A 12,151-nucleotide genomic window follows, 5' to 3' on the forward strand; every position below is an offset into this window, starting at 1 on the left:
TGGTCTCCTATCGGGTGACTAGGCTTGCCCTTATGGCCGAGGACACATTTGACGAGAATCACCGGGAAGTGGATACGCCCGAGCGGAGCAAGCAGAGCAACGCCGTACGCAGCCGCAAGGTAGCGCCTTCCACTCGCGGGGCGAAGGCTCGCGCGGAGAAGAAGTACTGGATGTTGGTTGCTTTCGCCGTGTTGGCGGTTGCCTACGCGGGCAACGAGTTCACCCCAATGATGGTCTTCTACCGGGGTGAAAACGTCTTTGGGTCTGTCTTCGTCGATGCCCTCCTGGCCTGCTACGCCGCCGGCATCGCAGCGGGCCTGCTGCTGTGCGGCCCGCTTTCGGACCGCTACGGTCGCCGCGTCGTCATGCTTCCCGCCCCGATCATCAGCCTTGTCGGCAGTGTCCTCATCGCCGCCGGTGAAATGAACGAGCCACTGATCTTCACCGGTCGTCTGCTCAGCGGCTTTGCTGTCGGCATTGTGATGACCGCAGGCGGCGCGTGGATCAAGGAGCTTTCCACCCCGACGTTTGACCCCAGCGCGCAGGAGGGTTCCGGTGCCCGCCGCGCAACCATGTCCCTGACCTTGGGATTCGCCGTCGGTGCTGCCCTGGCGGGCGTGCTGGCGGAGTGGGGTCCCGCACCGGGCCAGACCCCCTACATCCTCAGCATCCTGCTGTGCGCCGTGTCCATGATCGGCATCCTCGGCGTGCCGGAGACCCGCCAGAACGCGCACCTCAAGATGGAGGGCTCCTTCTGGTCGGACCTCAAGGTGCCCTCCCTGCGGCACCCGCGCTTCCTCACCGCAGTGATTCCGATCGCCCCGTGGGTCTTCGGTTGCGCGGGCGTGGCCTATGCGATCATGCCGAGCCTGGCGCAGGATCAGGTTCCCTATCCCATCGCCTTCTCGGCTGGCATCACCGCCATCGCGCTGGCCTGTGGCTTTGGCATCCAGCAGGTTTCCGCCAAATACATCAACCCGAATAACTCGCAGGCCCAGCAGATCGGCCTGGTGCTGGTGATTATCGGCATGGTCGTTGCTGCCTGGACCGCTCACGTCGGCTCGCTGGCCGGAACGGTCGCCGTCGGCCTCATCCTGGGCACCGGCTATGGTGTATGCCTGATCACCGGCCTGACGGAGGTGCAGCGCATCGCCAGCGCCGACGACCTCGGCGGGCTCACTGCCTTCTTCTACACGATCACCTACATCGGATTCTTCTTCCCGATGATCTTGTCGCGCCTGAAGGATTGGTTCACCTACACCGAGATGTTGGGCTTCGGTGCGGTGGTTGCCTTCATCGGTCTTATTGTGGTGACGCTGACTTCCAAGAAGTTCATTCCCACCCCGGAGCAGCAGCGGAACTAGGCTTCGGTTTTCTTTGCTCGGCCGGGAGCTCGGGTAGTGCTCTGGGCGGCAAGCGCGAGCACGCCCAGCTGCACTGCAGCACCCACACTCGGGCCGACTGCCAGCGCCCAGATGGCGCGCGTATCGGGGGAGTAGTCCAGCATGAGCACCGCCGTCGACAGGGCAATCGCAATCAGCCACCCGGCGGTGTAGAGGTTGTGTCGATCCGCCGCGAGCGCTGCCGAGCCGCTAATCATCAGGATGGCCGTAGCCCCGGATACGAGTGTGAGCCAGCCGAGGGTGGCGGGGGAGGAGATCACGGCGGCGTCAAAAAATAGCCCCATCAGTGGCGCGGCGAGGAAGTAGGCGGCAATACCTCCGATGGCCGCGACGGCTCCCACCGCGGCGATGGGCAGCGCGGCGGCGCGCAGGACGCGCTCGCGGTGTTTCGTGAAGTGCACGATCAGCGCAGGCTGGAAGCGCTGGAGGGGCACCAGGATCGGCGCGCGCGTGAGCGTGATGGCGGTGATGGTGGCGGCGAGCGCACCGGGGCCGACGTCTGCACCCGAGGTGTAGCGCAGCAGCACGCTGAAGCCGGTGATCATCACGGCGTTCGCACCCGAGGCGACCATCGCTTTGACCGTGCGCGAGAGGAATGGGCGGGTGGGCACGTCCGCCCGGTCGCGCAGGGTGGCTCTAGCAGCGGGGGAGCAGGCGAGGATCAGTAGCCAGGTGGCCGCGCCGATCACCGTGACGAAAAGAAAGGCCAGCAGCTGCCAGCCCAGAGCCCACGCGACGACGGCCAGCGCCAGCCTCACTCCGGAATCGATGGCCATCAACCAGGCGAAAATCGGCCACGAGTGGTTGGCAGACAGCAGGCCGCAGACCGTCGCTTGGAACGCATAGCAGGCCAGGCCGACGGCTATGAGAACCAGCCCCCACCCGGTCAGGTCGGGCACGAGCTGGCCGATCCACAGCGGTCCAGTGACGAGCGCTATCAGACCGATAGCCAGGGCGATGTAGCTCGTCAGGGCGAACGGGCGCGGGGTGCCTGCCCGCGCAGTGTTCGCCAGCGCAGTGTCAGCCCGCAACGTGCCAGCCTGCGCAGTGTCAGTCTGCGGGGCGCCCACCACTGCGCGCCGGGTGGAGACGGCCCGGGCTGTCTCCTGCATCAGCCCGTCCAGCACTCCCGTCATCGCGAAGAACAGCGACCAGTAGACCATGAAGTCTTCGTACCCGGCGGTGGTCAGCCCCTTGCTGGCAACCCAAATCACCAGGTAACCGGCGATGGCCACGAAGATTGTGGCGAGCGATATGGCGCGCATTAGTTAACCCGTCCGACGGCCCAGGAAGGGCTAGTCTTGCAGCCTCTCGCCGAGCTCGCCGAGCCGCTGCCCAACGCGCTTCAGCGCATCCACGGCACGCGCCGGCCCGGAAGCATCGACCATTTCCGCAGCGGGGCCCGCGGGAAGATCGCGTAGCTGCTCCTCGCTGAGCTCGATGCCCTCGTCGCCTGGGAAGTCGGGCAGTTCTTGGTGACGCAACCAGCGGTCGAACAGCCCCTGCACCTCACTTCGGGCCACACCGTTTTCCTCGGCGACGGTGCTTGCTAGGTTCTCCAGGTCGCGCGTTTCCACCAACCCCATGCGGTGCTGCGTGGTCCAGCGCTTAACCATGTCGAAGAACGCCTCGTCACCCAGTAGCACGCGCAGGGCGTGGACGGTCACACCTCCGCGCTTGTACAGCCGGTCGTCGAACATATCTTCCGCACCGGGGTCGATCAGCAGGATGTCCTGTGGCTTCTCCGCGAGCGCCTGATGGTGCGCCCATGCATGGTGGGAGGCGGGGATGCCTTGTGACTTTTCGAACCACAGCCACTCGGAATAGCAGGCGAAGCCCTCGTTGAGCCAAATATCCCGCCACTCGACCAGGCCGACGGAGTTGCCGAACCACTGGTGGGATAGCTCGTGGGCGATCAGGCGCTCCCAGGTGTGCTTGCCATCGGCATGATTGCAGCCAAACATGCTCATGCCCTGGGCTTCCAGGGGAATCTCCATCTCCTCGTCCGTGACCACCACGGAGTATTCCGGAAAGGGGTAAGAGCCGAAGAGCTCCGAGTAGACTTCGACCATCTCCGTCTGCTGGCCGAAATCCTCGTTGACCAGCTCACGGACCCGCTTGGCGTGCTCCGTGCCTTCGGGGAGCCAGCCGAATACCGGGACGGTCTTGCGGCCGAGCTCAGCGCTGCGGAAATCGACCCGCCTAAAGGGACCGACGTACACTGCGGCCAGGTAGGTGGCCATCGGATAGTTGGTTTCAAACACCCGGGTGGTGTTGTTGCCCTTGCTGTACTGCTCCACCAGGGTGCCGTGGGCGATGGCGGTGACGTCCCGGTGGGCGGTGATGGCCACGCGGAACATCGCCTTTTCGTCCGGCGTATCGTCGCAGGGGAACCAGCTGGGGGCGCCATTGGGCTGGCCTGCCACCAGGGCTCCGTCATCGGTTTCCTCCCAGCCGACCTCGCCCCACTTGGAGCGCAGCGGGCGCGGGTAGCCGCCGTATTTGATGGTCAGGTCGAAGGACTGATCCTCGGCAATCTCCTCTGCGAAAGTGATCGAAAGCTTGTTGCCGTTGTGCCGGAAGCGACGGATCTTCATCGCGTCGTTGTTGGCAGCCGCCCCGTGGCCGGTGACCTCCACGCGGTTGACAGCGAGATTGTTGGCCAGGTCTAACGTCATGGTTTTCAACGGACGGTAGTTCTCGACCGCCAGGCGGGCCACGCCGCGCAGGTGGTTGGGTTCAACGTCGTAGTCCAGCTGCAGGTCGTAGCGCAGTACGTGGAACCCGAGGTTGAAGTCCACGCCCGTGTAGGCATCCCGAGCTCCGGCGATGGGGGAGCTGCGAAAAGGACGAGGCTGCTGTTGGGATTGCTTCATGTAAGGCACACTACTATCTGCATAGGACAACCCCCGCCACGGAGGTGGTCTGTGGCGGGGGAAGTGTTGTTTTATCTGGTTGTGTTGTTATCTGGCGCTGCGTGAGAGCGCCTGAGAACTAGCGGGAGCCCGCGGTGGAACCCTCCCAGAAGTCCTCCGGGGAGATCGGCTTGGTTGGCTCCAGCGGCGGGCGCTTGACGTCGGTGCCCAGACCGGCAACCAGGTCGCCCCAGTAGCCGCGCAGGTCATCCTGCCAGTAGCCCCACTGGTGGGTGCCTGCCGGGCGGAAGTTGTAGTTCACCGGGATGTTCAGCGCCCTGGTCTTGCGCTCCAGGTCGCGGGTGCAGGCGTTAGTGGCGCCCTCGATGACAGCGCCCTCGAAGATCACCTGAGCTGCGGAGGACAGCTGGCCGTTCACTCGCTCGGACCACGGCATATCGTGCTCGCCGGGGAACCCGGAGCTGGTGGAGACGTAGATGTTCTTCTGTCCACGCAGCTTCTCAGCGTTGATCAGAGCATCGTTGTTGCGAGCAACCTCACCGTTGACAGGACCCCACATCTCCTTGAAGTCCGAGCCGCCGCGGTTCAGAACCAGGTTGATGAACTGCGGGGTCAGGCCCGTGGTGGTTGCGGCACAGCCGGAGAAGGAACCGACGGAGTCGTAGAAGCCCGGGTGGTGCTGCGCGTACAGCAGGGAGGTGGTGCCGGTCATGGACATGCCAGCGATGGCACGCTTGTCGTTAGCCTTCAGAGCGGGCTCGATGGCCTGCGGCAGCTCGCGAGTCAGGAAGGTCTCCCACTTCTGCGGCCCCTTAATCGCTGGAGTGTTCGGCTCGGTGATCCAGTCGGTGTAGTAGGAGTATGCACCGCTCATGGGGATCACGATGTTGGCGCCGATGCCGGGGCTGACGGTGCCGAGGTTAGCGTCATCGTTGCCGCCGTAGTAGGTAATGATGTCGGTCTGGCGAATCCAGTTGGCAATGCCCTCGCCACCATCCGCTCCGTTCAGCATGTACAGGGTCGGAGCGTTGTCGCGCTTTGCCTTATCCTTCGGCTGGATGACGATCAGCGGGATGTGGCGCTTCATCGACGGGGAGTACGCGGAGACTTCCTGCACGTTGTCGAAGCCCTGGTTGTTCCAGTACTTGATGTTCTTACGCCACGTGGTGGAATCCTCCGGCTGGTTCGGAGTCGTGGAGTTCATTTTCAGCGTTGCCGGCGCGATGCCGTCTGCCTTCTCGGCGGCGGAGACGCTAGCGGCCTGGGTGGCCGGTGCGGTGACCGCGACGGTTGCGAAAGGGGCGATCGCAGCCGTGACAGCGGCGAGAGTGCGGACGATGCTTCGCTTCATAGAGTTGATCCTTCTGTGGTGCCACGATGCGGAAACGTCAGTATTCCTTGCCCGGGGCGTGGGGTCAGTCGAATGAGTGAGGATTTGAGGCCTGCAGGGCTTTCTCGGCGGATATTCGGAGAATATTCAAGAAATCCACAGCAAACCTCTAAGGACATAGGGGACTTTACCCAATCTGCGGGATTTTTGGGAACCCAAAGGAGGAAAAACTTTCTCCATTAAACCCAAAAGCGGGTACAAAGTGGGGACGTGCGCCTAAGGGGAGGCGGGTGGCGTCAATAAGAAAGAGAAAGGGCGGGACCAAGAGCAAGGCGAGCCCGACAAACACGAGAGACAAACATTAAGTACCCTTGGGACTTGTGGCTAAAGAACATTTTGACGTAGTAGTACTCGGAGCAGGCCCTGGCGGATACGTGGCGGCGATTCGTGCCGCTCAGTTGGGTCTGAAGACCGCCGTTATCGAAAAGCAGTACTGGGGCGGCGTATGCCTCAACGTGGGCTGCATCCCCTCGAAGGCGCTGATCCGCAACGCCGAACTTGCGCACACCATCACCAAGGAAGCCAAGACCTACGGCATTACCGGCGACAACATCTCGATGGACTTCAAGGTCGCGCACCAGCGCTCCCGCAAGGTCTCGGGCAACATCGTCAAGGGCGTGCACTACCTGATGAAGAAGAACAAGATTCAGGAGATCCACGGCCGCGGCAACTTTGTTGACGACAAGACCATCGAGGTCTCCGACGGCGACGACGCAGGCAAGACCATCACCTTCGACAACTGCATCATCGCCACCGGTTCCGTTGTGAAGTCCCTGCCGGGCGTAGAGCTGGGCGGCAACATCGTCTCCTACGAAGAGCAGATCCTGGACGAGAACAAGCCGGACTCCATGGTCATCATCGGCGCTGGCGCCATCGGCATGGAATTCGCTTACGTACTGTCCAACTTCGGCGTTGACATCACCGTCGTTGAGTTCATGGACCGCGTCCTGCCGAACGAGGACAAGGACGTTTCCAAGGAAATCGCCAAGCAGTACAAGAAGCTGGGCGTGACCCTGAAGACCGGTCACAAGACCACCGCCGTCCGCGACCTGGGCGAAGGCAAGGGCGTGGAGGTGGACATCGAGTCCGCCGACGGCTCTAAGAACGAAACGCTGAAGGCAGACCGCGTGATGGTCTCCATCGGCTTCGCACCCCGCGTGGAGGGCTTCGGCCTGGAGAACACCGGCGTGAAGCTGACCGAGCGCGGTGCAATCGACATCGACGACGAGATGCGCACCAGCGTTCCGCACATTTACGCCATCGGTGACGTCACCGCCAAGCTGCAGCTGGCACACGTTGCCGAAGCACAGGGCGTGGTTGCCGCCGAGGTTATCGCGGGCGAAGAGACCGAGCTGCTCGGCGATTACCAGATGATGCCGCGCGCTACCTTCTGCTCTCCGCAGGTCGCATCCTTCGGCTACACCGAGGAAGCAGCCAAGAAGCAGGCAGAGGAGGAAGGCCGCGAGGTAAAGGTCGCCACCTTCCCCTACACCGCCAACGGCAAGGCACAGGGCCTGGGCCACGCGGTGGGCTTTGTGAAGCTGGTGGCAGACGCTGAATACGGCGAGCTGCTGGGCGCCCACATGGTCGGCCCGGATGTCTCCGAACTGCTGCCGGAGCTGACCCTGGCGCAGCGCTTCGACCTGACGGCCGAGGAGATCTCCCGCAACGTTCACACGCACCCGACCCTGTCGGAGGCCATGAAGGAGGCCGCCCACGGCATCGCCGGCGGCCACATGATCAACCTCTAAGAAGGTTTATCGGCTTACTGGCCGGCCCGCGCCTGTACCGGAAGCTTCCCCGGAAGCTCCCCCTGGAAGGCGCGGGCCGGTCTTGCGTTTAACGGCCAGCATTTCCCTGTTAAGGCGCAGGTAGAGTAGGATTTCGAGCAAATCCCTCCGAATCCCTCCCCCTGCCACGATTGGTGCCCAGACTTGCCAGAGAAGATTGGCTTGCTGGCAGACCGAGGACTGCCAGCGGTGCGCGTACGCGCCATGCTCCAACATCTAGCTAAGGCCTCGGAGAATCACGTCTCCGGGACCAAACCCATCCTCGAATTCCGCACCGGAACGCTGCCGATGGACGAGTTCGGCAACGTCCGCCTCGCCGACACTGCCCCCGGAATCCTGCGCGACTACGGCTGGGATCGGTTGGTGTACGTCACTGACCTGCCGCTGACTACCCGCAGGCCGGTAATCAGCCAGACCGTCGAGCAGGGCAAGGCCACCATGTTGTGCCTGCCCGCCTTCGGCCTGCTGCGCGCCAAGGAGGGGCTGCGGCAGGAGCTGTCGCGCTTGGTCTGCGGCAAGCACGCCGGAGCCGGCCAGCGCGAAAAGGGCGTAGACGAGATCGAGGGCGGCGACGTAGAGGCCGATACCACCCGCGTGCTTGAAGGCCGCGGACGAACCCTGCGCTTGCTGCTGGGGATGATCCGCGGCAACCGCCCCGGCCAGTTGATCAAGGTGCTCTCTAGCTGCCTGGCCACAGGAGTGGCCACCGGCGGCTTCGGCATCTTCTACGGTTCGGTGTGGGAGATGTCCTACCTGATCAGCTCGTGGCGGCAGATTATGATTACCGTCTTGTCCATCACCCTGCTGACCTTCTGGTTGATCTACAAAAACGGCCTGTGGAACGGGGGCTATAGCCGCAAGCCGGAACCGTCCGTGTTGAGCGTCGGCGCCGATGCGACCTCCACACAGGCTTCCTCCGACAGCGTGGAGTGGTGGCGCGCCCGGATGGATAACCTGGCCACCACCGGCACGGTACTGATCTCCGCGACAGGCGTGTATGCCCTGATCTACCTAACGATGCTGCTGGTCAGCGCTGCGGTTGTGCCGGTGCCCTTCTTTGAAAACAAGGTGAACTCCACTATCACGCCGCTGGATTATTTGACGCTGGCATGGTTTGCGGCGTCACTAGGTACCCTCGGCGGAGCACTCGGCTCGAGCTTCGATACCGACGAATCGGTGCGCGAGGCCACATACAACCGCCGCGAACTGCAGCGCAGGCAGATCGTCGGGCTTTTCGACGGCGACTAGCGCTAGTAGGGCGAACTAGTAGGGCGACACACTCGAACGGTGCGGGTCGATCTCCAACGAGCGGTGGATCGGCGGGAACGCACGCTGCGGGCAGTTATCGCGCGGGCACAGTCGGCATCCGGAGCCGATCGGCACTGCCGCGGACGTGTCCTCTAAGTCCAGACCGTCCGAATACACCGTCCGGTCGGCGTGCCGCAGCTCGCAGCCCAAACCGATGGCGAACATCTTCCCCGGCTGGCCCCATGCCGCGCGGTGGTGGTTCACGGTGCGCGCGATCCACAGGTAGGTTCTCCCGTCTGGCATTTGCGCGATCTGCCGCATGATCTTGCCGGGATAGCTAAACGTTTCGTACACATTCCACAGCGGGCACGTGCCGCCGGAGTTGGAAAGGTGCAGCCCCGTCGCCGACTGGCGCTTGGACATGTTGCCCGCACGGTCCACGCGCACGAAGGTCCAGGGAACGCCGCGCAGGCTGGGGCGCTGCAGACTGGAGAGGCGGTGGCAGACCGTCTCGTAGCCCACGCCGTATTCGCGCATGAGGAACTCCAGGTCGTAGCGCGATTCCTCCGCGGAGCTGTGGAACTGTTGGTAGGGCAGTAGCAGCGCGGCGGCATAGTAGCTGGCCAGGCCGCGCCGGGCGAGCGCGCGGGATTCTTCGGACTGGAAGTGCCCCAGCTCCACCAGCGAGTCGATGGTCGTTCCGGCCTCTAGGAATGCCAGTTCGGTGGCCAGCCGGAATGCGATCTGCCCGGGGCGCATCTTCGACGACACGTGGAGCGTCTTTCGCTTTGGGTCGAACTTGTGCTGTGTATCACCCAGGTCGCGCGAGTAGATCACCTGCACTTGGTGCACCTGTTGTAGCCGTTCGGCGATGATTTGTTCTGTGTGGTGTATTTGGTTCGCCCCGATGTTTATTTTGGACGCCAACTTCTCCGCCGCTACATCCAGAACATCGATGTAGTTCTGTCGTGCGTAGAAGAAGTCGCGGACTTCATCGTGTGGCATTGAGAACGCCTCTGGCCCGGAGGCCCGGCCGAAGAGCTCACCCTTGGGCGTGATGGAGAGGATGGCGGAGCCCTGCACGCGCTCCTCGGTGAGCAGCGAGAGGGTATCCGAGACGTTCCGGTAGCGGGAGTGGAGGTCCACGAAGGCGCGGGCCAGGTCCGGGTGGTTCTTCACCAGTGCTGCGAGCTCGGTGACGTCCGCCGGGGTGGGGCTGATCTCCGGGTCCAGGGTGACGTCCTGGACTTCCGCCAGCAGGCGAGTGGAGTCTTGGTCGGCGAAGAAGGTTGGGTCGACGCCGAAGGCGGCGGTAATGCGCTCCAACACGGCGGCGGTCAGCGGGCGCCCGTCGTGCTCGATCTGGTTCACGTAGCTGGCGGAGAGGTCCAGGATCTCGGCGAGGCGGGCTTGGGAGATTCCGCGTTCCTTGCGTAGCTGGCGAAGGCGGGAGCCGACGAAGGGGCGCTCGGTATCGCGCTCTGGGTCGCGTGCAGGGGTGCGTGCAGATCTGCGTTCAGTCGGTTTTCCCATGGTGTTCACCAGTATATTCGGAGGCTTTGGGGCATGAGTGAAGTTGCCATCGGCTCCATTCGTAGTAACTGCTTGTTAGAAAAGAGAAAGAGCCCGGCCAGCACTTTCGTGCTGACCGGGTTCTAGCAGTGTGCAGGCTATAAAGCCCGCGCAGCTAGCTCCTAGCGCTTGGAATCAAGCGGCTTAGTGGAACTGGCCCTCCTCGGTGGAGCCCTTCAGGGCGGTGGTGGAGGAGTTCGGGTCAACGGTGGTGGCGATCTGGTCGAAGTAGCCAGCACCGACCTCACGCTGGTGCTTCACAGCGGTGAAGCCGCGCTCCTTGGCGGAAGCGAACTCGCGGTTCTGCAGCTCCACGAAAGCGGTCATCTGGTTGCGGGCGTAGCCGTAAGCCAGGTCGAACATGGAGTGGTTCAGAGCGTGGAAGCCTGCCAGGGTGATGAACTGGAACTTGAAGCCCATTGCGCCCAGCTCGTTCTGGAACTTGGCGATGGTGTCGTCGTCCAGGTGTGCGGACCAGTTGAAGGACGGGGAGCAGTTGTAAGCCAGCAGCTGGTCCGGGTACTCTTCGCGGACTGCCTCAGCGAACTTCTTAGCCAGCTCCAGGTCCGGGGTGCCGGTCTCCATCCAGATCAGGTCAGCGTACGGAGCGTAAGCCTTGGCACGGGCGATGCAGGGCTCGATGCCGTTCTGCACGTTGTAGAAGCCCTCAGCGGTGCGGCCGCCGGTCAGGAACGGCTTGTCGCGGTCGTCAACGTCGGAGGTTAGCAGGGTAGCAGCCTCAGCGTCAGTACGAGCAACAACCAGGGTCGGGGTGTTGGCAACGTCAGCTGCCAGACGTGCGGAGTTCAGGGTACGGATGTGCTGCTGGGTCGGGATCAGAACCTTGCCGCCCAGGTGGCCACACTTCTTCTCGGAGGCCAGCTGGTCCTCCCAGTGGGTACCTGCAGCGCCGGCCTTGATCATGGCCTTCTGCAGCTCGTAAACGTTCAGTGCGCCACCGAAGCCAGCCTCGCCGTCGGCAACGATCGGAACCAGCCAGTTGTCAACGGAGTCGTCGCCCTCAACGCGAGCGATCTCGTCTGCGCGGGACAGCGCGTTGTTGATGCGCTGAACGACGGACGGAACGGAGTTCGCCGGGTACAGGGACTGGTCGGGGTAGGTGTGGCCGGACAGGTTAGCGTCACCAGCGACCTGCCAACCGGACAGGTAAACAGCCTTCAGGCCTGCGCGGACCTGCTGAACGGCCTGGTTACCGGTCAGGGCGCCCAGAGCGTTGATGTAGGAGTCGTCGTCCTTGTTGACTGCTTCCCACAGGATCTCAGCGCCGCGGCGTGCCAGGGTGTGCTCTTCAACAACGGTGCCCTGCAGCTCAGCGACCTGTTCTGCGGTGTAATCGCGCTCGACGTTAGCCCAGCGGGGGTTCTCGTCCCAGTCCTTCTGGATTTCTTCAGCGGTACGTGCCTTGCCGACGTTCGACATGTAGGGGTCACTTCCTTACTAATTAAGGGGAGAGTTATGTCTTGGTCCCTGCCCGGGGGTTCCTGGCGGGGGGACACTGAGTCGCATATTCGAATCCCTGACAGCGCTTTCCAGTGCAGCCAGGTGAAGTCTGCGTTCTGTGTCTCTACCTATGAGAGTACCAACCGAAATAACCACGTCAATGCCGGTCAGGGGGATATTTCTGTGTGGGGGTGGCTCCTCTTTTTGTGAATCTTGTAAAGATTTTCTCCACACTATTTCTAAGTGAGGCCTTAACGTGTGAACGTGATGTGGCTCTCTTGCTGCGCTTATAGGTGTGGTGCGCCACGGGATCGTTCGTGGTGTCACAAAGAAAAAGAGGAACAACCTTGCCCGATATTCCCCGTCGGTGGGGGTGGGAAAAATGCGATCTATGACCAACTTCATACCGAT

At 62.8% G+C, this 12,151-nt stretch carries 8 protein-coding genes; 3 read left to right on the forward strand and 5 right to left on the reverse strand.

The genetic code is table 11. The features are described 5' to 3' along the window. Positions 1–32 precede the first annotated feature (32 nt). Entirely contained in the window at positions 33–1,364 is a 1,332-nt protein-coding gene (locus tag L8V00_RS00445; protein ID WP_049048843.1) for an MFS transporter, read from the forward strand. Here the strand turns inward: L8V00_RS00445 and L8V00_RS00450 are convergent. The 3 genes from L8V00_RS00450 to L8V00_RS00460 all read right to left on the reverse strand — a co-directional run bounded on the left by L8V00_RS00450 (position 1,361) and on the right by L8V00_RS00460 (position 5,630). Beyond that, complete coding sequence (locus L8V00_RS00450) at positions 1,361–2,668, reverse strand: hypothetical protein (RefSeq protein ID WP_269943913.1); 1,308 nt, start codon at positions 2,666–2,668, stop codon at positions 1,361–1,363. The two genes, L8V00_RS00445 and L8V00_RS00450, sit on opposite strands and share 4 nt — an antisense overlap. Before the next feature lie 30 nt (positions 2,669–2,698). Then, on the reverse strand, positions 2,699–4,279 hold the full coding sequence (locus L8V00_RS00455; protein ID WP_269943914.1) for a M1 family metallopeptidase: 1,581 nt from the start codon (positions 4,277–4,279) through the stop codon (positions 2,699–2,701). Between the two features lie 118 nt (positions 4,280–4,397). Further along, positions 4,398–5,630, reverse strand: a complete 1,233-nt coding sequence (locus L8V00_RS00460; RefSeq protein ID WP_269943915.1) for an alpha/beta hydrolase — start codon at positions 5,628–5,630, stop codon at positions 4,398–4,400. 359 nt (positions 5,631–5,989) lie between these two features. On the opposite strand from L8V00_RS00460, the gene lpdA reads away from it, so the two are divergent. Continuing rightward, positions 5,990–7,420, forward strand: a complete 1,431-nt coding sequence (gene lpdA, locus L8V00_RS00465) for a dihydrolipoyl dehydrogenase (protein ID WP_269943916.1) — start codon at positions 5,990–5,992, stop codon at positions 7,418–7,420. 183 nt (positions 7,421–7,603) lie between these two features. Then, positions 7,604–8,707, forward strand: a complete 1,104-nt coding sequence (locus L8V00_RS00470; protein ID WP_269943917.1) for a hypothetical protein — start codon at positions 7,604–7,606, stop codon at positions 8,705–8,707. A 15-nt stretch (positions 8,708–8,722) separates the two neighbouring features. Here L8V00_RS00470 and ramB read toward each other — a convergent pair whose 3' ends face one another. Both ramB and aceA read right to left on the reverse strand, forming a co-directional pair. Then, complete coding sequence (ramB, locus tag L8V00_RS00475; RefSeq protein WP_269943918.1) at positions 8,723–10,240, reverse strand: acetate metabolism transcriptional regulator RamB; 1,518 nt, start codon at positions 10,238–10,240, stop codon at positions 8,723–8,725. A gap of 183 nt (positions 10,241–10,423) precedes the next feature. Next, the gene (gene aceA / locus L8V00_RS00480; protein ID WP_035008826.1) at positions 10,424–11,719 is read right to left on the reverse strand and encodes an isocitrate lyase; all 1,296 of its coding nucleotides are present in this window, start codon (positions 11,717–11,719) and stop codon (positions 10,424–10,426) included. Positions 11,720–12,151: the final 432 nt, after the last annotated feature.

Source organism: Corynebacterium evansiae (assembly GCF_027570065.1).
GTDB lineage: Bacteria > Actinomycetota > Actinomycetes > Mycobacteriales > Mycobacteriaceae > Corynebacterium > Corynebacterium evansiae.